At 72.1% G+C, this 21490-nt stretch carries 20 protein-coding genes; 14 read left to right on the plus strand and 6 right to left on the minus strand.

Going from position 1 to position 21490, the window contains the following annotated elements; all coding sequences use genetic code 11:
- The first annotated feature begins 7 nt into the window (after window positions 1–7).
- From QNA09_RS10735 to QNA09_RS10795, 13 genes are all read left to right on the plus strand, one after another.
- Window positions 8–1258: a bifunctional 3,4-dihydroxy-2-butanone-4-phosphate synthase/GTP cyclohydrolase II gene (locus tag QNA09_RS10735; protein ID WP_006937680.1), complete on the plus strand. Its 1251-nt coding sequence runs from the start codon at window positions 8–10 to the stop codon at window positions 1256–1258.
- Window positions 1259–1741, plus strand: coding sequence for a 6,7-dimethyl-8-ribityllumazine synthase (ribH, locus tag QNA09_RS10740; protein ID WP_048773526.1), 483 nt, complete (start codon window positions 1259–1261; stop codon window positions 1739–1741). It abuts the gene before it with no gap.
- Window positions 1738–2211: a PH domain-containing protein gene (locus QNA09_RS10745; RefSeq protein ID WP_017682233.1), complete on the plus strand. Its 474-nt coding sequence runs from the start codon at window positions 1738–1740 to the stop codon at window positions 2209–2211. Before ribH ends, QNA09_RS10745 begins: the two co-directional genes overlap by 4 nt.
- Before the next feature lie 9 nt (window positions 2212–2220).
- Window positions 2221–4437, plus strand: coding sequence for an excinuclease ABC subunit UvrC (gene uvrC / locus QNA09_RS10750; RefSeq protein WP_119699770.1), 2217 nt, complete (start codon window positions 2221–2223; stop codon window positions 4435–4437).
- A 71-nt stretch (window positions 4438–4508) separates the two neighbouring features.
- A complete protein-coding gene (rapZ, locus tag QNA09_RS10755) occupies window positions 4509–5363 on the plus strand; it encodes an RNase adapter RapZ (RefSeq protein ID WP_172603666.1) in 855 nt (284 codons plus the stop codon).
- Window positions 5360–6415, plus strand: coding sequence for a uridine diphosphate-N-acetylglucosamine-binding protein YvcK (yvcK, locus tag QNA09_RS10760; RefSeq protein WP_010595106.1), 1056 nt, complete (start codon window positions 5360–5362; stop codon window positions 6413–6415). Before rapZ ends, yvcK begins: the two co-directional genes overlap by 4 nt.
- Window positions 6412–7389 carry a DNA-binding protein WhiA gene (gene whiA / locus QNA09_RS10765; protein ID WP_017682091.1) on the plus strand — a complete coding sequence of 326 codons (978 nt, stop codon included), beginning with the start codon at window positions 6412–6414 and terminating at the stop codon, window positions 7387–7389. Before yvcK ends, whiA begins: the two co-directional genes overlap by 4 nt.
- A gap of 177 nt (window positions 7390–7566) precedes the next feature.
- Complete coding sequence (gap, locus tag QNA09_RS10770) at window positions 7567–8586, plus strand: type I glyceraldehyde-3-phosphate dehydrogenase (protein ID WP_010595104.1); 1020 nt, start codon at window positions 7567–7569, stop codon at window positions 8584–8586.
- A gap of 20 nt (window positions 8587–8606) precedes the next feature.
- A complete protein-coding gene (gene pgk / locus QNA09_RS10775; RefSeq protein ID WP_010595103.1) occupies window positions 8607–9833 on the plus strand; it encodes a phosphoglycerate kinase in 1227 nt (408 codons plus the stop codon).
- A gap of 1 nt (window position 9834) precedes the next feature.
- Complete coding sequence (gene tpiA / locus QNA09_RS10780; protein ID WP_010595102.1) at window positions 9835–10617, plus strand: triose-phosphate isomerase; 783 nt, start codon at window positions 9835–9837, stop codon at window positions 10615–10617.
- A 73-nt stretch (window positions 10618–10690) separates the two neighbouring features.
- Entirely contained in the window at window positions 10691–10924 is a 234-nt protein-coding gene (secG, locus tag QNA09_RS10785; RefSeq protein WP_003939471.1) for a preprotein translocase subunit SecG, read from the plus strand.
- A 70-nt stretch (window positions 10925–10994) separates the two neighbouring features.
- Window positions 10995–13766 (plus strand): phosphoenolpyruvate carboxylase, encoded by a 2772-nt coding sequence (gene ppc / locus QNA09_RS10790; protein ID WP_119699771.1) that lies wholly within the window; start codon window positions 10995–10997, stop codon window positions 13764–13766.
- Between the two features lie 117 nt (window positions 13767–13883).
- Window positions 13884–14294, plus strand: a complete 411-nt coding sequence (locus QNA09_RS10795; protein ID WP_040271526.1) for a nuclear transport factor 2 family protein — start codon at window positions 13884–13886, stop codon at window positions 14292–14294.
- A gap of 39 nt (window positions 14295–14333) precedes the next feature.
- On the opposite strand, the gene QNA09_RS10800 is transcribed toward QNA09_RS10795, so the two are convergent.
- Both QNA09_RS10800 and QNA09_RS10805 read right to left on the minus strand, forming a co-directional pair.
- Window positions 14334–16220 carry an alkyl/aryl-sulfatase gene (locus QNA09_RS10800; protein WP_010595099.1) on the minus strand — a complete coding sequence of 629 codons (1887 nt, stop codon included), beginning with the start codon at window positions 16218–16220 and terminating at the stop codon, window positions 14334–14336.
- Between the two features lie 89 nt (window positions 16221–16309).
- Window positions 16310–16792 (minus strand): SRPBCC domain-containing protein, encoded by a 483-nt coding sequence (locus tag QNA09_RS10805; protein ID WP_203010688.1) that lies wholly within the window; start codon window positions 16790–16792, stop codon window positions 16310–16312.
- Between the two features lie 180 nt (window positions 16793–16972).
- On the opposite strand from QNA09_RS10805, the gene QNA09_RS10810 reads away from it, so the two are divergent.
- The gene (locus QNA09_RS10810) at window positions 16973–17134 is read left to right on the plus strand and encodes a hypothetical protein (RefSeq protein WP_161800551.1); all 162 of its coding nucleotides are present in this window, start codon (window positions 16973–16975) and stop codon (window positions 17132–17134) included.
- A gap of 3 nt (window positions 17135–17137) precedes the next feature.
- Here the strand turns inward: QNA09_RS10810 and pgl are convergent, their stop codons facing one another.
- The 4 genes from pgl to tal are packed head-to-tail and all read right to left on the minus strand — an operon-like array spanning window position 17138 to window position 21485.
- Complete coding sequence (gene pgl, locus QNA09_RS10815; protein WP_010595097.1) at window positions 17138–17905, minus strand: 6-phosphogluconolactonase; 768 nt, start codon at window positions 17903–17905, stop codon at window positions 17138–17140.
- A complete protein-coding gene (gene opcA / locus QNA09_RS10820; protein WP_371851032.1) occupies window positions 17898–18806 on the minus strand; it encodes a glucose-6-phosphate dehydrogenase assembly protein OpcA in 909 nt (302 codons plus the stop codon). Before opcA ends, pgl begins: the two co-directional genes overlap by 8 nt.
- Window positions 18803–20344 carry a glucose-6-phosphate dehydrogenase gene (gene zwf, locus QNA09_RS10825; protein WP_203010689.1) on the minus strand — a complete coding sequence of 514 codons (1542 nt, stop codon included), beginning with the start codon at window positions 20342–20344 and terminating at the stop codon, window positions 18803–18805. Before zwf ends, opcA begins: the two co-directional genes overlap by 4 nt.
- Before the next feature lie 4 nt (window positions 20345–20348).
- Window positions 20349–21485 carry a transaldolase gene (tal, locus tag QNA09_RS10830; protein WP_026138081.1) on the minus strand — a complete coding sequence of 379 codons (1137 nt, stop codon included), beginning with the start codon at window positions 21483–21485 and terminating at the stop codon, window positions 20349–20351.
- Window positions 21486–21490: the final 5 nt, after the last annotated feature.

Below are 21490 nucleotides of genomic sequence, written 5' to 3' on the forward strand. Positions count from 1 at the left end.
CACGCAAGTGACGAGGTTCGACACCATCGAGCGCGCGATCGCCGATATCGCAGCCGGCAAGGCGGTCGTCGTGGTCGACGACGAGGACCGCGAGAACGAGGGCGACCTCATCTTCGCGGCCGAGAAGGCCACCCCCGAACTCGTGGCGTTCATGGTGCGCTACACCTCCGGGTACCTGTGCGTGCCGCTGGCCGGCGAGGACTGCGACCGCCTCGGCCTGCCCCCCATGTACTCGACCAACCAGGACAAGCACGGCACCGCCTACACGGTGACCGTCGACGCGCGCGAGGGGATCGGCACCGGCATCTCCGCGTCGGACCGGGCCACGACGATGCGCCTGCTCGCCGATCCGAACAGCACCGCGCAGGACTTCACCCGCCCCGGGCACGTGGTGCCGCTGCGCGCCAAGGAGGGCGGCGTGCTGCGCCGGCCCGGCCACACCGAGGCCGCCGTCGACCTCGCCCGCATGGCCGACCTGCGTCCGGCGGGGGTGATCTGCGAGATCGTCTCGCAGAAGGACGAGGGCCACATGGCTCAGACCGAGGAACTGCGGGTCTTCGCCGACGAACACAAGCTCGCCCTGATCTCCATCGCCGACCTGATCGCCTGGCGCCGCAAGCACGAGAAGCACGTGGTGCGCATCGCCGAGGCCCGCATCCCCACCCGGCACGGCGACTTCACCGCCGTCGGCTACCAGAGCGTCTACGACGAGGTCGAACACGTCGCGCTGGTGCTCGGCGACATCCCCGGCCCGGACGGCGAGGGCGCCGACGTGCTCGTGCGGGTGCACTCGGAGTGCCTGACCGGCGACGTGTTCGGCTCGCTGCGCTGCGACTGCGGTCCGCAGCTCGACGCCGCACTCGAGATGGTGGCCATGGAGGGCCGCGGCGTGGTGCTGTACATGCGCGGACACGAGGGCCGTGGCATCGGGCTGATGCACAAGCTGCAGGCCTACCAGCTCCAGGACTCCGGCTCGGACACCGTGGACGCGAACCTGCAGCTCGGCCTGCCCGCCGACGCCCGCGACTACGGCATCGGCGCGCAGATCCTCGTGGACCTGGGCATCTCGTCGATGCGGTTGCTCACCAACAACCCGGCCAAGCGGGTCGGCCTCGACGGTTACGGGCTGCAGATCACCGAGCGGGTGGCGATGCCGCTGCGCGCGAATTCCGAGAACATCACCTATCTGCGCACCAAGCGGGACCGCATGGGCCACGACCTGATCGGCCTGGACGACTACGAGGCGGGGGACGCGTAGATGAGCGGCGAAGGACTGCCCGAGCTGCAGCTGTCCGAGGCGGCCGGGCTGAAGCTGGCCATCGTCGCCGGCCGCTGGCACACCGAGATCTCCGAGGCGCTCGTCGCCGGGGCGCAGCGCGTCGCCGAGCGGGCCGGCGTCACCGACGTCACCGTCGAACGCGTCGCCGGTGCGATCGAGCTGCCGGTCGTCGCCCAGCAGCTGGCCCGTACCCACGACGCGGTCGTCGCCCTCGGCGTCGTGATCCGCGGCGGCACCCCGCACTTCGAGTACGTGTGCGACGCGGTCACCTACGGGCTGACCCGCATCGCGTTGGACGAGGGCACCCCCGTCGGCAACGGCGTCCTGACCACGAACGACGAACAACAGGCCCTCGACCGGGCCGGACTGCCCGGCTCCGTCGAGGACAAGGGCGGCCAGGCGTGCGCCGCCGCCCTCGACACCGCCGTCACCCTGCGGCGGCTGCGCGGGGCCGCGCGGTGACCTCCGCCGCCGACACCGTCTGGGACCTCGAGGTCCGCAGCCGCAAGATGACCCGGTGGGCGATCGTCGCGGCGGTCCTGCTCATGCTCGGCCACATCGGGGCCGCGCTCGTGCTGCGCGCCGGCGGCGACACCGGCGTGAACCTGCGCCTCGCCGATCAGATCGCCATCGTCTGCGTGGGGGTGGTCGTCTCCGGCGGTGTGCTGCTGCTGACCCGGCCCCGGCTGCGCGCCGGGGCCGCCGGCGTGGCGGTCCGCAACATCCTCGGCGAGAAGACGTTCGGCTGGGATCAGGTCCGGGGCATGAGCTTCCCCCAGGGCAAGCCGTGGCCGAGGCTCGAGCTGCCGCAGGACGAGTACGTGCCCGTCGTCGCGGTACAGGCCCGCGACGGCGAGCACGCCGTCGCGGCGCTGACCGCGTTCCGCGAGCTCGAACAGCGGTACGGCGGGAGCGTCGGCACCGCCGACTAGCCTGGACCCGTGCCCGACCCCTCGACCTATCGCCCTGCTCCCGGCACCATCCCGGTGGAGCCGGGGGTGTACAAGTTCCGCGACCCGCACGGCCGCGTCGTCTACGTCGGAAAGGCCAAGAGCCTGCGCTCGCGGCTGAACTCGTACTTCGCCGACGTCGCGTCGCTGCACCCGCGGACCCGCCAGATGGTGACCACCGCCGGGTCCGTCGAGTGGACCGTGGTGGGCACCGAGGTCGAGGCGCTCCAGCTCGAATACAACTGGATCAAGGAGTTCGATCCGCGCTTCAACGTCCGCTACCGCGACGACAAGACCTACCCCATGCTCGCGGTGACGCTGAACGAGGACTACCCGCGGCTGTTCGTCTACCGAGGACCGCGCCGCAAGGGCGTGCGGTACTTCGGGCCCTACTCCCACGCCTGGGCCATCCGCGAGACCCTGGACCTGCTGCTGCGGGTGTTCCCGGCCCGCACCTGCTCCGCCGGGGTGTTCAAGCGTCACGCGCAGATCGGCCGCCCGTGCCTGCTCGGCTACATCGACAAGTGCTCGGCGCCGTGCGTGGGCCGCGTCGACGCCGACGAGCACCGGCGCATCGTCGAGGACTTCTGCGACTTCCTCGCCGGCCGCACCGACAAGCTGGTCCGCGACCTCGAACAGCGCATGCAGGCCGCCGCCGAAGACCTGGACTTCGAGACCGCCGCGCGCCTGCGCGACGACCTCGGGGCGCTGCGCCGGGCCATGGAGAAGCAGGCGGTGGTGCTCGGCGACGGCACCGACGCCGACCTCGTCGCCTTCGCCGGCGACGAGCTCGAGGTGGCCGTACAGGTGTTCCACGTGCGCGGCGGCCGCGTGCGCGGACAGCGCGGCTGGGTGGTGGAGAAGTCCGGGGACGTGGTCGACCGGCCCGAGACCGCGGCAGGCGCGTCCGACGCCGAGACGGAGGTGTCGCTGCTCGTCGAGCAGTTCCTCACCCAGTTCTACGGCGAGGAGGCCGCGCTGTCGGCGGCCGGGGCCGAACCGGCCGGCAGCGCGGTGCCGCGGGAGGTGCTCGTGCCCGCCCTGCCGCCCGACCCGGAGGAGATGAGCCGCTGGCTCGGCACCCTGCGCGGGGGGCCGGTGCGGCTGCGGGTACCGCAACGCGGGGACAAGAAGGCCCTCGCCGAGACCGTGCAGCGCAACGCGCACGAGGCGCTGACCCAGCACAAGCTGCGCCGCGCCGGTGACTTCACCGCCCGCTCGGCCGCCCTGCAGGGCATCCAGGAGGCCCTCGACCTGGACTCGGCCCCGCTGCGCATCGAGTGCGTCGACATCAGCCACGTCCAGGGCACCGACGTCGTGGCGTCGCTGGTGGTGTTCGAGGACGGCCTGCCCCGCAAGTCCGACTACCGCCACTACGCCATCCGCGAGGCCGCCGGCGACGGCCGCTCCGACGACGTCGCCTCCATCGCCGAGGTGACCCGGCGCCGATTCCTGCGGCACAACCGGGACCTCGCCGCGGCCGGCGGTGACCTGGTCGCGGCCCGCCGCGGTGACCCGGACGCGGCCCGCCGCGGTGACCCGGACGCGGCCCGCCGCGGTGACCCGGACGCGGCCCGCCGCGGTGACCCGGTCGCCGCCCGCGACGGCGACGGCGGTGACCTCGCCCCGGAGGCCGCGCTCGACCCGGCCACCGGGCGGCCCCGCCGCTTCGCGTACCCGCCGAACCTGTACGTCGTCGACGGTGGTGCCCCGCAGGTCGCCGCCGCGGCGGAGGTGCTCGACGAACTCGGCATCACCGACGTCGCGGTGATCGGCCTGGCCAAACGGCTCGAGGAGGTGTGGGTGCCGGGAGAGGAAGACCCGGTCATCCTGCCGCGCACCAGCGAATCGCTCTACCTGCTGCAGCGGGTGCGCGACGAGGCGCACCGCTTCGCCATCACCTACCACCGCAGCAAGCGGTCCCGGCGGATGACCGCGTCCGCGCTCGACGGGGTTCGCGGGCTCGGGCAGGCGCGGCGCAACGCGCTCGTCGCGCACTTCGGGTCGGTGGCCCGGCTGCGGGAGGCGAGCGTGGAGGAGATCACCGCGGTGCCGGGCATCGGTGTCGCCACCGCCCGCGCCGTGCTCGACGCCCTGCGCGGCGACGCCCCGGACACCGAGACGGCGGGCGAGGCTGCGCCGGACACGCCGGTGAGTGATGATGGCACCGTCGGCGTGTCGGGCGGACGAACGGAGACGGAACGGTGACGCAGCAGGCGCAGACGGCGCAGCCTCGACCCCGGCCGCGGGGTGAACTCCGCCCGCGCGCCGAGGTCGCCCTGGTCACCGGCCTGTCCGGGGCCGGCCTGAGCACCGCCGCGACGGCACTCGAGGATCTCGGCTGGTTCGTCGCCGAGAATCTGCCCCCGCAACTGGTCACCTCGATGGTCGATCTCGCGGTGCAGGCCGACCCGCCCCTGCAGCGCCTCGCCGTGGTCATGGACGTCCGCAGCCGCCTGTTCACCGGCGACCTCGGCTGGGTCGTCACCGAACTGGCCGCCCGGCCCGTGCGCACCCGGGTGCTGTTCCTCGAGGCCACCGACGAGGTCCTCGTGCGTCGTTTCGAGCAGGTCCGGCGCAGCCACCCGCTGCAGGCCGACACCGCCGACCGCACCCTCACCGACGGCATCGCCGCCGAACGCGCCCAGCTCGCCGGGGTGAAGGCGGCCGCCGATCTGGTGGTCGACACGTCGTCGCTGTCCGGTCCGGAACTACGCCGCAAGATCGACTCCGCGTTCGGGGACGGCGACGCCGACTCGATCCGGGTCACCGTCGAATCCTTCGGGTTCAAGTACGGTCTGCCGATGGACGCGGACGTGGTGTGCGACGTGCGGTTCCTGCCCAACCCGCACTGGGTGCCCGAACTGCGCCCGCACACCGGCCAGGACGACGACGTCCGCGACTACGTGCTGAGCCGGGACGGGGCCCAGGACTACCTGCAGACCTATCATCGGCTCCTCGAACTGACCACGGCCGGCTACCGCCGGGAGGGAAAGCGCTACATGACGATCGCGGTGGGATGTACCGGCGGCAAGCACCGCAGCGTGGCGATGAGCGAGGCCCTCGCCGCGCGCCTGGAAACCGACCCGACGCTGGCGGTGCACGTCGCGCACCGGGATCTGGGGCGCGAATGACGGGCCCCGGCACCGCGGCCCCCGCACCCGGGCCCGGCGGGCAGGTCGCCGCGCCGGAACCGTCGATCGTCGCCCTGGGCGGCGGCCACGGCCTGTACGCCACCCTCAGCGCCGTCCGCCGGCTCAGTAACCGCGTCACCGCCGTCGTCACCGTCGCCGACGACGGGGGGTCCTCCGGGCGGCTGCGCGCCGAACTCGGCGTCATCCCGCCCGGCGACCTGCGCATGGCCCTGGCCGCGCTCGCCGCGGACACCCCCCGCATCCACACCTGGACCGAGACGGTCCAGCACCGGTTCGGCGGCACCGGCGCCCTGGCGGGACACTCGGTCGGCAACCTGATCCTGGCCGGACTGACCGAGGTGCTCGGCGACCCCGTGGCCGCGCTCGACCGCGTCGCCGAGCTGCTCGAGGTGCGCGGCCGGGTGCTGCCGATGTCGCCGATCGCCCTCGACATCGAGGCGGACGTCTCCGGCCTCGAATCCGATCCGCGCGCCAGCCGGATCATCCGCGGGCAGGTCGCCGTCGCCACCACCCCCGGCAAGGTGCGGCGCGTGCGGCTGATCCCGGCCGACCCGCCGGCGTGCCCCGACGCGCTCGACGCGGTGGGCGCCGCCGACCTCGTCGTGCTCGGGCCCGGCTCGTGGTTCTCGAGCGTCATCCCGCACGTGCTCGTCCCCGAGCTGCACGAGGCGCTGGTGGCGGCGCCCGCCCACAAGGTGCTGGTGCTCAACCTCGCTGCCGAACCGGGGGAGACCGCCGGATTCTCCACCGAGCGGCATCTGCACGTGCTGGCCCAGCACGCCCCCGACTTCCGGGTCGACCACGTGGTCGTCGACTCCGCGTCGGTACCCGAAGGACGCGAACGCGAACACCTGTGCCGGGCGGCCGCCGGATTCGGCGCCCGGGTGGTCTACGCCGACGTCGCCGAGACCGGCACCCACCGACACGATCCCGCCAAACTGGCGGCGGTCCTGGAACGACACCTGCCCGACGCGGCCCGCCCCCGGGATCTCGCGCAGCGGGACGGAAGGGAGATCCCGACGTGGCAATGACAGCGGAGGTCAAGGACGAGCTGAGCCGGCTGGCGGTCACCCGCACCAGCAGCCGCAAGGCCGAGGTGTCCGCCCTCCTGCGCTTCGCCGGCGGGCTGCACATCGTCGGCGGCCGCGTCGTCGTGGAGGCCGAGGTGGACCTCGGGTCGATCGCCCGCCGGTTGCGCCGCGAGATCTTCGAGCTCTACGGCTACTCGGCGGAGGTGCACGTCCTCGGCGCCGGCGGACTGCGCAAGAGCTCACGTTACGTGGTGCGCGTCGCCAAGGAAGGCGAGGCCCTCGCCCGTCAGACCGGCCTGCTCGACGTGCGTGGCCGCCCGGTGCGGGGCCTGCCCGCCCCGGTCGTCGGCGGCAGCATCGCCGACGCCGAAGCGGCGTGGCGCGGCGCCTTCCTCGCCCACGGCTCGCTCACCGAGCCGGGCCGCTCCTCCGCCCTCGAAGTCAGCTGCCCCGGCCCGGAGGCCGCGCTCGCGCTCGTCGGCGCCGCCCGCCGCCTCGGCATCGCCGCCAAGGCCCGCGAGGTGCGCGGCGCCGACCGGGTCGTCGTGCGCGACGGCGAAGCCATCGGGGCGCTGCTCACCCACATGGGTGCCCAGGACACCCGGCTGACCTGGGAGGAGCGCCGGATGCGGCGCGAGGTCCGCGCCACCGCCAACCGGCTCGCCAACTTCGACGACGCCAACCTGCGCCGCTCCGCGCGCGCCGCCGTGGCCGCGGCCGCCCGCGTCGAACGGGCCCTGGCGATCCTCGGCGACGACGTGCCCGACCACCTCGCCGCGGCGGGCGCCCTGCGCGTCCAGCACCGGCAGGCCTCCCTCGAGGAACTGGGCCAGCTCGCCGACCCCCCGATGACGAAGGACGCCGTCGCCGGACGCATCCGCCGACTGCTGTCCATGGCCGATCGCCGCGCCAAGGATCTCGGCATCCCCGACACCGAATCGGCAGTGACCCCGGAGCTGCTCGACGAGGCCTAGCTGTGATGTCCAGGCACGCTGGCTGGCCGGCCCGGGCCTCCTGCCGCACTCCGCCGGCACCGCAGATAGGGTAGGGGTCACATCGACCGATGAGTCCTGCCGGTGGGCGCCGATGTCTCCGGCGCCGCGGCGGGCAACACTGGCACAACCAGAAGAAATGGGCAAAGGAGCGTAATTGTGACTGTCCGGGTAGGCGTGAACGGCTTCGGTCGTATCGGACGTAACTTCTTCCGGGCTGTCGAGGCGCAGAAGGCGCTCGGCACCACCGACATCGAGATCGTCGCGGTCAACGACCTCACCGACAACGCGACTCTGGCCCACCTGCTCAAGTACGACTCGATCCTCGGCCGGCTGCCGCAGGATGTCAGCCTCGACGGTGAGGACACCATCGTCGTCGGCGACCACCGGATCAAGGCCCTCGAGGTCAAGGAAGGCCCGGCCGCGCTGCCGTGGGGCGACCTGGGCGTCGACGTCGTCGTCGAGTCGACGGGCATCTTCACCGACGCGTCGAAGGCGAAGGGTCACCTCGACGCCGGCGCCAAGAAGGTGATCATCTCGGCGCCCGCCAAGGGCGAGGACCTCACCGTCGTGATGGGTGTCAACGACGACAAGTACGACGGCAGCCAGAACATCATTTCCAACGCCTCGTGCACCACCAACTGCCTCGGACCGATCGCCAAGGTCCTCGACGACAGCTTCGGCATCGTCAAGGGCCTGATGACCACGGTCCACGCCTACACCCAGGACCAGAACCTGCAGGACGGCCCGCACAAGGATCTGCGCCGCGCCCGCGCCGCCGCCCTGAACGTCGTGCCCACCGGCACCGGCGCCGCCAAGGCCATCGGTCTCGTCCTGCCGCAGCTGGTCGGCAAGCTCGACGGCTACGCCCTGCGCGTGCCGATCCCCACCGGCTCGGTCACCGACCTGACCGCCAACCTCGCCACCCCGGCCTCCGTCGAGGAGATCAACGCGGCGATGAAGGCGGCCGCCGAGGGCCCGCTCAAGGGCATCCTCAAGTACACCGAGGACGAGATCGTCTCCTCGGACATCGTCACCGATCCGCACTCGTCGATCTACGACGCCGGCCTGACCAAGGTCATCGACGACCAGGTCAAGATCGTCTCCTGGTACGACAACGAGTGGGGCTACTCCAACCGCCTGGTCGACCTCATCGGCCTGGTCTCGAAGTCCCTCTGACCGAACAGGACAGTCGAACAGTGGCAGTTCAGACTCTCGAGGATCTGCTCGCCGCCGGCGTCGAGGGCCGTGGCGTGCTGGTGCGCTCGGACCTCAACGTCCCGCTGGACGGCGCGACGATCACCGACCCCGGTCGCATCATCGCGTCCGCCCCGACGATCGCCGCGCTCGCCGAGGCGGGCGCGAAGGTCGTCGTCACCGCCCACCTGGGCCGGCCCAAGGGCGAGCCCGATCCGAAGTTCTCCCTCGCCCCGGTCGCGGCGAAACTCGGCGACGTGCTCGGCCGCAACGTCCAGCTCGCCGGCGACGTCGTCGGGCAGGACGCGCTGGCCCGCTCGGAAGGCCTGACCGACGGCGACATCCTCCTGCTCGAGAACATTCGCTTCGATCCGCGCGAAACCAGCAAGGACGAGGCGCAGCGGCAGGCGCTGGCCCGCGACCTCGTCGAACTCGTCGGCGACGACGGGGCTTTCGTCTCCGACGGCTTCGGCGTGGTGCACCGCAAGCAGGCCTCGGTGTACGACGTGGCGAAGCTGCTCCCGCACTACGCGGGCAACCTCGTCGCCGCCGAAGTCGAGGTCCTCGCCAAGCTCACGAGCGACCCGGAGCGGCCCTACGCGGTGGTGCTCGGCGGCTCGAAGGTCTCCGACAAGCTCGCCGTCATCGAAGCCCTCGCCCCCAAGGTCGACACCCTCGTCATCGGTGGCGGTATGTGCTTCACCTTCCTTGCCGCGCAAGGCATCCCGGTGGGCAACTCGCTGCTCGAGGAATCGATGACCGAGACGTGCAAGGACCTGCTCGAGCGGTTCGGCGACGTCATCCACATCCCGCAGGACGTGGTCGTCGCCGACTCCTTCGCCGCCGACGCCGAGGCGAAGACGGTGCCCACCACCGAGATCCCCGACGGCTGGATGGGCCTGGACATCGGACCCGAGTCGGTGGCCCGGTTCGCCCAGTACCTCACCGGCGCCAAGACCGTGTTCTGGAACGGCCCGATGGGCGTGTTCGAGTTCGAGAAGTTCGCGGCCGGCACCAAGGGGGTCGCCGAGGCGATCGTCGAGGCCACCCGCTCCGGCGCGTTCAGCGTCGTCGGCGGCGGCGACTCGGCCGCGGCCGTGCGTCTGCTCGGCCTCCCCGAGGACGGGTTCTCCCACATCTCCACCGGCGGCGGCGCCTCCCTCGAATACCTCGAGGGCAAGGAGCTGCCCGGGATCAGCGCCCTCGACGACACCGCACCGGAGGCCTGAGATGACCCGAAAGCCGCTCATCGCCGGCAACTGGAAGATGAACCTCAACCACCTCGAGGCCATCGCCCTCGTGCAGAAGATCGCCTTCGCGCTGCCGGAGAAGTACCTCGAGAAGGTGGACGTGACGGTGCTGCCGCCGTTCACCGACATCCGCAGCGTGCAGACGCTGATCGAGGGCGACAAGCTGCTGCTCACCTACGGTGCGCAGGACGTCTCGGCCCACGACTCGGGTGCCTACACCGGAGAGATCAGCGGCGCGATGCTGGCCAAGCTGGGGTGCACCTACGTGGTGGTCGGCCACTCGGAGCGACGCACCCTGCACGGCGAGACCGACGAGATCGTCCTCGCCAAGACCAAGGCGGCGTTGCGGCACGGCCTGACCCCGATCGTGTGCATCGGCGAAGGCCTCGACATCCGCGAAGCCGGTCAGCACGTGTCCCACAACGTCGCCCAGCTGCGCGGATCCCTCGCGGGGCTCTCGTCCGACGACATCGCGAAGATCGTCGTCGCGTACGAGCCGGTCTGGGCCATCGGCACCGGCAAGGTGGCCTCGGCCGCCGACGCCCAGGAGGTGTGCGCGGCGGTACGCGCCACCCTCGCCGAGCTCGCCTCCCCGGAGACCGCCGACGCCGTCCGCGTGCTCTACGGCGGCTCGGTCAACGCCAAGAACGTCGGCGAACTGATCGCCCAGCTCGACATCGACGGCGGTCTCGTCGGCGGTGCCTCGCTCAAGGCCGACGAGTTCGCCCAGCTGTCCGCCATCGCCGCGGGCGGGCCGCTGTAAGGCACCCGCGGTGCCCTTCCGGATCCCCCGAGGCCCGGAAGGGCGCCGCGACGGCGCCCTGTAGTCTGGCGCCATGGCACTGTTCCTCGACATCCTGCTGATCACCACCAGCCTGCTGCTGATCCTGCTCGTGCTGCTGCACCGCGGCAAGGGCGGCGGTCTGTCCACCCTGTTCGGTGGCGGTGTCCAGTCCAGCCTGTCCGGCTCCAGTGTCGCCGAGAAGAACCTCGACCGGCTGACCGTGTTCACCGGCATCGTCTGGCTGATCGCCATCCTCGGCATCGGCCTGCAGATCAAGTTCAGCTGAGCACTGCGCACGACGGCGCGACCCGGACTTCCGGGTCGCGCCGTCGTGCGTCGGCCGCGATACTGACCGGATGACGGATACCGCCCGCCCGGCCGACCCCTCCGGGTCCCGCTCCGCCACCGAACCTCTGCGCCAGGACATCCGGCTGCTCGGCGGGATGCTGGGCCGCATCGTCCGCGAACAGGCCGGCGAGCACCTCTTCGCCCTCGTCGAACGCGCCCGCGTCGAGAGCTTCCGCGTGCGCCGCTCCGAGATCGACCGCGCCGAACTCGCGGCGATGTTCGCCGACGTCCCCACCGACGACACCCTCCCCGTCATCCGGGCCTTCAGCCACTTCGCGCTGCTGGCGAACCTCGCCGAGGACCTGCACCGGGAACGCCGCCGCGCCGTGCACGTGCGCGCCGGGGAGCCGGCACAGGACAGCTCCCTGGCCGCCACCTACCGCAAGCTCGACGCCGCCGAACTCGACCCCGCCGAGGTCGCCGCCGCGCTCGACGGCGCCCTCGTCTCCCCGGTGATCACCGCCCACCCCACCGAGACCCGCCGCCGCACCGTCTTCGACGTGCAGACCCGCATCACCGATCTCATGCGCCGCCGCGAACGCGCCGAACCCGACGAGCGATCCGACATCGACCTGCACCTGTGGCGGCAGATCCTCACCCTGTGGCAGACCGCCCTCATCCGGCTCGCCCGCCTGCGCATCCAGGACGAGATCGAAGTGGGCCTGCGCTACTACGACGCCGCCCTGTTCCGCGTCGTCCCGGCCCTCAACGCCGAGGTCCGGCGCGCCCTGCGCGAACGCTGGCCCGGCGTCCCGCTGCTGCCGGACCCGTTGGTGCGCACCGGAACCTGGATCGGCGGCGACCGCGACGGCAACCCCAACGTCACCGCCGAGGTCGTCCACCGCGCCACCGACCGGGCCGCCGCGACCGCCCTCGGCCATCACCTCGCCGAGCTCGAACGGCTCGAGCAGGAGCTGTCGATGTCCGCACGTCTGGTCCGCGTCACCGACGACCTGGCCCGCCTCGCCGACGCCTCCGGTGACGCCGCCCCGTCGCGCGCCGACGAACCGTACCGCCGCGCGCTGCGCGGCATCCGGGGCCGCCTGACCGCCACCGCGGCGCGACTGCTCGACGACCCACCGCCGCACGCGGTGCCGAGCCGGCTGACCGCCTACGACACGCCCGCCGAACTGCTCGCCGACCTCGACATCCTCGACGCCGCCCTGCGCGCCGGCGGCAGCGCGGTCCTCGCCGACGACCGGCTCGCGCACGTGCGCGGCGCCGTCGAGGCTTTCGGCTTCCACCTCGCCTCCCTCGACCTGCGGCAGAACGCGGAGGTGCACGGCCGGGTGATCGCCGAACTGTTCAGCTGGGCCGGTGTCACCGACGACTACCCGGCGCTGCCCGAGGAGGAGAAGGTCGCGCTGCTCGCGGCCGAACTGCGCACCCGCCGTCCCCTCAGCGCGCCCGGCGCGCGGCTCGGCGCCGACACCGCCCGTGAACTCGGCGTGCTCCGTGCCGCCGCCGACGCCGTGACCCGGTTGGGCCCGGATGCCGTGCCGCACTACATCGTCAGCATGTGCAGCTCGGTCTCGGATCTGCTCGAGGCGCTGGTTCTGCTCGACGAGGCCGGCCTCGTCGAGCACGACATCGCCGGGCCGCGCTGCCCGGTCGCGGTGATCCCGCTGTTCGAGACCATCGACGATCTGCGGCACGGCGCCGAGATCCTCACCGCCGCCCTCGCCGTCCCCGAGTTCCGCAACCTCGTCGACTCCGCCGGCGGGGTCCAGGAGGTCATGCTGGGCTATTCGGACTCGAACAAGGACGGCGGCTACCTCGCCGCGAACTGGGCGCTGTACCGGGCCGAACTCGACCTGGTGGAGGCCGCGCGCACCGCCGGGATCCGGCTGCGCCTGTTCCACGGCCGCGGCGGCACCGTCGGTCGCGGCGGCGGACCGAGCTACGACGCGATCCTTGCGCAGCCGCCCGGGGCCGTCGCCGGCTCGCTGCGCCTGACCGAGCAGGGTGAGGTGATCGCGGCGAAGTACGCCGAGCCGAAGCTGGCGCGCCGCAATCTCGAGTCCCTCGTCGCCGCGACCCTCGAGTCCACCCTCCTCGACGTCGAGGGACTCGGCAGCGACGCCGGCCCGGCGTACGCGGTGCTCGACGAGCTCGCCGAACTTGCCCGCGCCGCCTACAGCGATCTCGTGCACGAGACCCCGGGCTTCGTCGAGTACTTCCGGACGGCCACGCCGGTCGCGGAGATCGGGGCCCTGAACATCGGCAGCCGGCCCACCTCGCGCAAGCCGACGTCGTCGATCGCCGACCTGCGGGCGATCCCCTGGGTGCTGGCATGGACCCAGTCCCGTGTCATGCTGCCCGGCTGGTACGGCACCGGGACGGCCGTCGAGACCTGGATCGCGGGCGACGAGGCGCGCCTGGCCACCCTCACCGGCCTGTATCGGCGCTGGCCGTTCTTCCGCACCGTGCTGTCCAACATGGCGATGGTGCTGGCCAAGTCCGACCTCGGTCTCGCGGGGCGCTACGCCGAACTGGTGCCGGACCCGGACCTGCGGGACCGGGTGTTCGACAAGATCACCGCGGAACACGAGCGCACCGTGCGCGTCTACCTGGCGATCACGGGGCACTCCGAGCTCACCGCGGACAACCCGGCGCTCGCCCGGTCGGTGCACAACCGCTTCCCGTACCTCGAGCCGCTGAACCACCTGCAGGTCGAGTTGCTGCGCCGGTTCCGGGCGGGGGAGGACACCGACCGGGTCCGCCGCGGCATCCAGCTGACGATGAACGGCCTCGCGACCGCGCTGCGGAACAGCGGCTAGCGCCGGGCAGCAGGCCGGGGCGGCAGCGGCCGGTCCGGCCGGGCCGGACCGGCCGGAGCTGCCCGCTCAGCGGGACGACGGCGCGCCGAACGGCCGTGACCCGCTACACCTGGACGGGTGACTCATGACCGCGAACAGATCGTCGAACGGCTCGCCGAACTCGCCTCCGCCCTCGACCGCCGGGACTGGGCCGGTCTCGGTGCCGCCTTCACCGACTCCGCGACCGGCTACGGCGCGGCGGGGCGCGACGGCATCGTCGCCGTGGTCCGCGCCCATCTCGGCGGCTGCGGACCCTCGCAGCACTTGCTGGGCAACCACCGCATCGAGGTCGACGGCGACCGGGCCCGGTCGCTGACGTACGCCCGCGTCCACCACGTGGGCGCGGGCCCGGCCGCCGGGGCGAGCTACGAGTGCTTCGGCGAGTACGACGACCGGTGGGTCCGCACCCGGGACGGCTGGCGCCTGACGTCGCGCACCTTCACCATCTCCCACGACCTCGGCGACTTCGGCGTCCTCCGGCCCGGCTGACCCGCGGCGCGTGCACCGCAGGTCCGGCCGAGGCGGACGTCAGGGCGTGACGATCGCGAAGTCCGGATCCACCGGTGCGAGTACCTCGACGAGCCGGGCCACCACTGTCGGGTCGCCCGTCACCGCGATCGTCCCGTCCGCGAGGGCCGCCGCCGCATCCAGCTGCCCGGTGAGGGCACCGATCAGGGCGCGGCGGGTGAGGGTGAACACGGTGCTGTCCGGCGGCGGCTCGGGCACGGTCCGATGGTTGAGCACGCCGTGGCGCAGTTCCGTGAGATACGTGGTCCCGAGGTCGGTCAGGACCCACGTGATCACCAGCTGCAGATCCCACGCGCGGGGTCCGTCCACCCGCACCGCCAGGCTGTCGAACAGCTGCGGGACGGTCAGCGCATCGAGGAAGTCGCCCGAGGACTGCACCGGCGACCCGAAGATTCCCTCGCGGAGTTCCTTCGCGCCGGCCAGATAGACGCAGCGCCAGGTGCCGTTCTCGGCGCCGTACGCGAGTTGCTCCATCGCGTCGGCCTGCAGGTCCCGGGCGGCCTGATCGGTGTCGTCGGTGAACAGCAGATGTTTGCAGACCTCGAGCACCCAGCGGTAGTCGCCCTCCTCGAAGGCACCTCGCGCGACGGCGAGGGCGGCGTCGGCGCCGCCCATGGCGTCGACGTACCGGCGGGCGGCCTCGGCCGGGGGATGGGCCCACAGGTTGGCGGGGTTGCCGTCGTACCACCCCATGTACCGCTGGTAGATCGCCTTGACGTTGTGGCTCACCGAGCCGTAGTAGCCGTGGGTGTGCCACGCCGCCGCCAGGGCCGGGGGCAACTCGAACCGTTCGGCGATCTCCGCGCCCACGAGGCCCTGATTCATCATCCGCACCGTCTGATCGTGCAGGTACAGGTACATGTCGCGCTGCACGGCGAGGAATTCGAGCGCTCGCTCCCGGCCCCAGGTCGGCCAGTGGTGCGAGGCGAACACGACCTCGAGCGCGTCGCCCCACAGGCCGATCGTCTCGTTGAGGTAGTGGCCCCAGGCGTGCGCGTCGCGCACCACCGCACCGCGCAACGTGAGGATGTTGTGCAGGGTGTGGGTGGCATTCTCGGCCGCGCACAGCGCGCGCCGCTCGGGGAACCAGATGTTCGTCTCGGCGGGGGCCTCGGTGCCGGGGGTCAGCTGGAAGACCATCCGTACCCCGTCGACGGTGAGCTCCTGCCCGGTCGCGGTGATGTCGACGGTCGGCGCGATGAGCGTGACGGTGCCGGCCGACGTGGTCTGGCCCAGCCCGGCACCGATCTGACCGGCCGGCCCCTTCCCGAGCGCCGCCCCGTACATGTAACCCGAGCGCCGCGACATCGCCGTGCCCGCGAACAGGTTCTCCGACACCGCATGTTCGAGGAACCCGGCCGGGGCGACGACCGGGACCGTCCCGGCCGCGACGAGTTCCGCGTCGAGCACCCCCTCGACGCCACCGAAGTGGTCGACATGGGAGTGGGTGTAGATCATTCCGGACACGGGCCGGTCGCCGCGGTGCCGCCGGTACAGCGTCAGCGCCGCCGCGGCGGTCTCCGCGCTGATCAGCGGGTCGATCACGATCACCCCGGTGTCACCCTCGACGACGGTCATCACCGACAGGTCGAACCCGCGCAACTGGTAGATCCCCGGCACCACCTCGAACAGGCCGTCCTCGGTGAGCAGCCGGCTCTGCCGCCACAGACTCGGATGCGCCGTCGGCGGGGCGGGCCCGTCGAGGAACGCGTAGGCGTCGAGGTCCCACACCACGCGTCCGTCCGCGGTGGTGATCGTCCGTTGCTCGCTGCGGCCGACGAACCCGCGCGTCGCATCCTCGAAGTCCTGCCCGTCGTCCGCGGGCAGCGTGGCCGCCGCGGCCTGCAGGTTCCGCCGAGTGGTCTCGCTGGCACCGGAAGCGCTCATGGCCGCCGTCCTCCCCGGAAGTTGCGCGGTGCCCCGAGCGTAGAGGACGTTGCCGGCGCAGGCCGGTGATCACCGGAATCGGGTGCGACTCACCGATACTCGTCGGCGAGTTCGAGGTAGCCCTCCCAGTGCGGCAGGGCCCGGCCGCCGAGCACGGCGTCGAGCCGGTCGAGGTAGTACTGCCAGCCGGGACCGATCTCCGAGGTCTCCGACCGCGGGACGTGCCGGTGCGAGAACTCGAGGGTGGTGACGACCCCCACCTGCTTCGTCGTGAGCTCGAGTTGCCACCCGTCCTGGTCGACGACGAGGACGTGGGGCGGGTCGCAGCGCAGGATCCGCACGTCCGTCGTCGCCGTGTCGTGCTCGTCGGTCATCGTCAGCTGCACCCGTCCCGAGGCGGGGTCGCCCGTCCACCGTCCGTACCAGTGTTCGAGCCGGTCGGTCAGCTCCGCCCACACCTCGCCGACCGGCAGGGCGAAGCTGCGCACGTAGTGCAGGGTGACGAGGGAGGACCCGTCCGGACAGCCGTGCTCGGGCCGGATCTCGCCCAGGACGGTGGTCGGGGTGCTCATCGAAGGCTCCTTTCCACGCAGTGCTGTCCCCATTGTGGTCCGCCGGAGCGCAGCCCGCCGGGTATGCGCCGGGCCGTCCCGCGGGAACCGCGGGGGTGGCCGCGGCGTCGAACTGGGCAGGGAACACGGAACTGGGAACACCGAACTGGGCAGGGAACACCGTAGGGGAGGAGCTTCGCGATGGACCGTAGGACGGAGCGATGCCGCCGTGGCCGCCTCACCGGGCTGCGCGCGACCCGCAATCCGAGCTGGGCGGCACGCCTGCGTTGCGGCGTGACCGACGGCCGTGTGCCCCCGGATCCGCGGTCCGGCGGACCCGACCGGGACGGGCGGCGGTGGTGACGGTCAGCCCGCGGGCAGCGCCGCGGCGGCCTCCGTGTCGAGGAACCACACGGTCTGTTCGCGGCCCCGCGCCCCGGCGGCCGGGATGTCCACCGCGTCGGCGCCGCCCACCGCGGCCGCGACGGCCTCGGCCTTGGCCGCGCCGGTGACGAGGAGCCACACCTGCCGGGCACGGCGGACCGCCGGGAGGGTGAGCGTGACCCGCGCGGCGGGCGGCTTGGGGGAGTCGTCGACGCCGACGACGAAGCGATCCTGCTCGCGCACCGCGTCGGTGTGCGGGAACAGCGAGTTGACGTGTCCCTCGCCGCCCATCCCCAGCAGGTGCACGTCGAACTCGGGGGTGCTGCCGTCGGAGGAGTTCGCGGCGAGCACCTGCGCGTACGCGCGGGCCGCCGACTCGGGGGAACCGGCCCCGGCCTCGTCGAGGGTGGGCATCGCGTGCACCCGCGCCGGATCGAGCGGCACGTGGTCGAGCAGCGCCGCGCGGGCCTGGACCTCGTTGCGCTCGGGATCGCCCGGCGGCAGGTACCGCTCGTCACCGAAGTACACGTCGACCGCGGACCAGTCGATTCCGCCGGGAGCCCGCAGGACCGCGTCGAGCACGGCGATGCCGGTGCCGCCGCCGGTCAGCACCACCGCGGCGTGGCCGCGGTCGCGCTGCGCGGCGACCACGGTCTCGACGAACGCTGCGGCGGCCGCCCGCGCGAGCTCGTCGCCCGACTCGAAGCGCCGCACGTGGACGTTCCCGGAGATGTGGCGCGCGTCAGACATATTCCACCTTCGACAGGGCCGTCAGGGCCGCGTGGTACACCTCGTCGGGATCGAGCCGCCGCAGTTCCTCGGCGAGGCATTCCGAGGAGTCGCGGCGTGCGAGCGTGATCAGCGAATCGGGTTTGCCGGTGCGCCGCAGCGTGGCCACGCGCCCGTCCTGAGGCCGCTCGAGCGAGATCGTCTGGGTTCGGGTGCGCAACTCGACCCGCAGATCGCCCACCGCGCGGTGCACCGGGCCGTCGATACGGCTCGCGAGCCAGCCCGCGAGCAGATCCACCGCCGGTTCGCTGCCGAGTCCCGATACCAGCGCCGACTCGACCGGCTCGAACGGTGGCTGGTCGAGCGCGGAGACGAGCAGCGCCCGCCAATACGTGATCCGGCCCCACGCGAGGTCGGTGTCGCCGGGGGTGTAGCCGGACAGCCGCGAGACGATCTCGGTCATCGGGCGCGACGAGTTCGTCGCATCGGTCAGGCGTCGCACGGCGAGCCGCCCCACCGGGTCCGCCGCCGGCACCTCGGGAGGGGTGTTCGGCCACCACACCACCACCGGGGTGTCCGGCAGCAGGAACGGCACGATCACCGATTCCTGGTGGTCGGCGAGCGGGCCGTGCAACGCGAGGATCAGCACCTCCGAGGCCCCGGCGTCACCGCCGATGCGGATCTCCGCATCCATGCGCGGTTCGTCGCCCGCGCGGCCGCGGCCGACGACGATCACGCGGCACGGATGCTCCCGCGACGCCCCGATGGCCGCGGTGATCGCGGCCTCGAGGCCGCGTGGACCGTCGGTGCACACCACCAGGGTGAGCACGCGCCCCTGCGTGACGATGCCGCCGGTCTGCCGCAGCTGGACGAGCTGTTTGCTGATGTCGATCGCGGTGGCGTTGCGCAGCTGCATCCTCACGGGCGTCTCCATTCGCGGCCCGAGCGGCGGAGCATCTCGTCGGCCGACGACGGCCCCCACGTGCCGGCCTCGTACGGCTCGGGCTTGCCGTGCGCCGCCCAGCGCTCGAGCACCGGGTCGAGGATCCTCCACGACAGCTCGACCTCGTCGTCGACAGGGAAGAGCGACGGCACGCCGAGCAGCACGTCGAGGATCAGCCGCTCGTACGCCTCGGGGGAGGACTCGGTGAACGCCTGGCCGTAGCTGAAGTCCATGTTGACGTCGCGGACCTCCATGCTCGAGCCGGGCACCTTGGAACCGAAGCGGAGGGTGACCCCCTCGTCGGGCTGCACGCGGATGACGAGGGCGTTCTGGCCGAGCTCGGTGGTCATCGTCTGGTCGAACGGCAGGTGCGGGGCCCGCTTGAACACGATCGCGATCTCGGTGACGCGCCGGCCCAGACGCTTGCCGGTGCGCAGGTAGAACGGCACTCCGGCCCAGCGGCGGGTGTCGATCTCGCAGGTGATCGCCGCGTAGGTCTCGGTGGTCGAGTCGGCGGCGAAGCCCTGCTCCTCGTGCAGGCCGACGACCTGCCCGCCGTTCTGCCAGCCGGCGATGTACTGGCCGCGCGCGGTGGTCTCGTCGAGGGGCTCGGCGAGCCGGGTCGCGGACAGCACCTTGATCTTCTCCGCCCGCAACTCCGCCGGGTCGAAGCTGATCGGTTCCTCCATCGCGATGAACGCGAGCAGCTGCAGCAGGTGGTTCTGGATCACGTCCCGGCCGGCGCCGATGCCGTCGTAGTAGCCGGCGCGGCCGCCGAGACCGATGTCCTCCGCCATCGTGATCTGCACGTGGTCGACGTAGTGCGCGTTCCACAGCGGATCGAACAACTGATTCGCGAATCGCAACGCCAGGATGTTCTGCACCGTCTCCTTGCCGAGGTAGTGGTCGATGCGGAACACCGCCTCCTCGGGGAACACCTCGGCGACCAGCCGGTTCAGTTCCTGGGCGCTCGTCAGGTCGTGACCGAACGGCTTCTCGATGATCACCCGGCTCCAGGTGCCGTCTTGCGCGATCGCGAGTCCGGACCGTTTGAGCTGCGCGGACACCACCGGGAACGCGTTCGGCGGGATGGACAGGTAAAAGGCGTGGTTGCCGCCCGTGCCGCGGGCCTTGTCCAGCTCGGCCAGCGTCGAGGCGAGTTCGGTGAACGCGGCGTCGTCGTCGAAGCTGCCCTGCACGAACCGGATGCCCTCGGCCAGACGATTCCACACCTCCTCCCGGAACTTGGTGCGCGAGTTGGCCTTCACGGCATCGTGCACGACCTGACCGAAGTCCTCGTCGGCCCAGTCCCGTCGCGCGAAGCCGACGAGCGCGAACCCGGGCGGCAGCAGACCGCGGTTGGCCAGGTCGTACACCGCCGGCATCAGCTTGCGGCGGGCGAGGTCGCCGGTGACCCCGAAGATCACCAGGGCACACGGCCCGGCGATCCGGGGTAGCCGACGATCACGCTCGTCCCGGAGTGGATTGACCCACGCCGCCGTCTCGGGTCCGCGCACCGCGTCAGCTCTTCGCGCCGTGCGCGATCAGCTGCTCGGAGGTGGCGGCGAGCAGCTCGTTCCAGGACACCTCGAACTTCTCGACGCCCTCGTCCTCGAGCTTGCGGAACACCTCGGGCAGGTTCACCCCGATCGTCGACAGCGCGGAGAACACGTTCTCGGCCGCCTTCTCGGTACCGGTGACCGTGTCGCCGGTGACCTCGCCGTGGTCGGCGACGGCCTCGAGGGTCTTCTCCGGCATCGTGTTGACCGTGTTCGGGGCGACCAGTTCGGTGACGTACAGGGTGTCCGAGTAGTCGGGGTTCTTCACCCCGGTCGACGCCCACAGGGCGCGCTGCGGACGCGCACCGGCCGCGGCGAGCTGCTCGAACCGGGCCCCGGACTCGAACGCCCGGCGGTACGCCGCGTACGCCAGGCGGGCGTTGGCGACGCCGGCCTTGCCGCGCAGCGCCAGCGCCTCGGGGGTGCCGATCGCGTCGAGCCGCGCGTCGATCTCGGTGTCGACGCGGGAGACGAAGAACGAGGCCACCGAGTGGATCGTCGACAGCTCGTGCCCGGCCGACTTGGCGGCGGTCAGACCGTCCAGATAGGCCTCGATGACCCGTTCGTAGCGCTCGACCGAGAAGATCAGCGTCACGTTCACGCTGATGCCCTCGCCGATCACGCGGGCGATGGCCGGCAGGCCGGCCACCGTCGCGGGGATCTTGATGAGCAGATTGGGCCGGTCCACGATGCGCCACAGCTCGATCGCCTGCTGCACGGTCGCGTCGGTGGAGTGCGCCAGCCGCGGGTCGACCTCGATGGAGACCCGGCCGTCGACACCGTCGCTGGCCTCGAACACCGGGGCCAGGACGTCGCACGCGGAGCGCACGTCGTCGGTGGTGACGGTGCGGATGGTGGTGTCCACATCGGCGCCGGCCAGCGCGAGCTCCCGGACCTGGGCGTCGTAGACGTGGCCCTTGCTGAGCGCCGCCTGGAAGATCGACGGGTTGGTGGTCACACCCACGACGCTGCGGGTGGCGATCAGCTCGGCGAGGTTGCCGGTCTCGATGCGGTCCCGGGACAGGTCGTCGAGCCACACGGACACCCCGGCGGCCGAGAGCTGGACGAGATTCGCGTTCTGGGTTACCTGCTGGGTCATCGGGA

It is taken from the genome of Rhodococcus sp. AH-ZY2 (genome assembly GCF_030916465.1).
Lineage (GTDB): Bacteria > Actinomycetota > Actinomycetes > Mycobacteriales > Mycobacteriaceae > Rhodococcus > Rhodococcus ruber.

Coding starts and splice junctions, on each gene's coding strand:
- ribH (WP_048773526.1), top strand. CDS start 1,259: ATGAGCGGCGAAGGACTGCCCGAGCTGCAGCTGTCCGAGGCGGCCGGG.
- yvcK (WP_010595106.1), top strand. CDS start 5,360: ATGACGGGCCCCGGCACCGCGGCCCCCGCACCCGGGCCCGGCGGGCAG.
- whiA (WP_017682091.1), top strand. CDS start 6,412: ATGACAGCGGAGGTCAAGGACGAGCTGAGCCGGCTGGCGGTCACCCGC.
- tpiA (WP_010595102.1), top strand. CDS start 9,835: ATGACCCGAAAGCCGCTCATCGCCGGCAACTGGAAGATGAACCTCAAC.
- secG (WP_003939471.1), top strand. CDS start 10,691: ATGGCACTGTTCCTCGACATCCTGCTGATCACCACCAGCCTGCTGCTG.
- ppc (WP_119699771.1), top strand. CDS start 10,995: ATGACGGATACCGCCCGCCCGGCCGACCCCTCCGGGTCCCGCTCCGCC.
- QNA09_RS10800 (WP_010595099.1), bottom strand. CDS start 16,220: ATGAGCGCTTCCGGTGCCAGCGAGACCACTCGGCGGAACCTGCAGGCC.
- QNA09_RS10805 (WP_203010688.1), bottom strand. CDS start 16,792: ATGAGCACCCCGACCACCGTCCTGGGCGAGATCCGGCCCGAGCACGGC.
- QNA09_RS10810 (WP_161800551.1), top strand. CDS start 16,973: ATGGACCGTAGGACGGAGCGATGCCGCCGTGGCCGCCTCACCGGGCTG.
- pgl (WP_010595097.1), bottom strand. CDS start 17,905: ATGTCTGACGCGCGCCACATCTCCGGGAACGTCCACGTGCGGCGCTTC.
- tal (WP_026138081.1), bottom strand. CDS start 21,485: ATGACCCAGCAGGTAACCCAGAACGCGAATCTCGTCCAGCTCTCGGCC.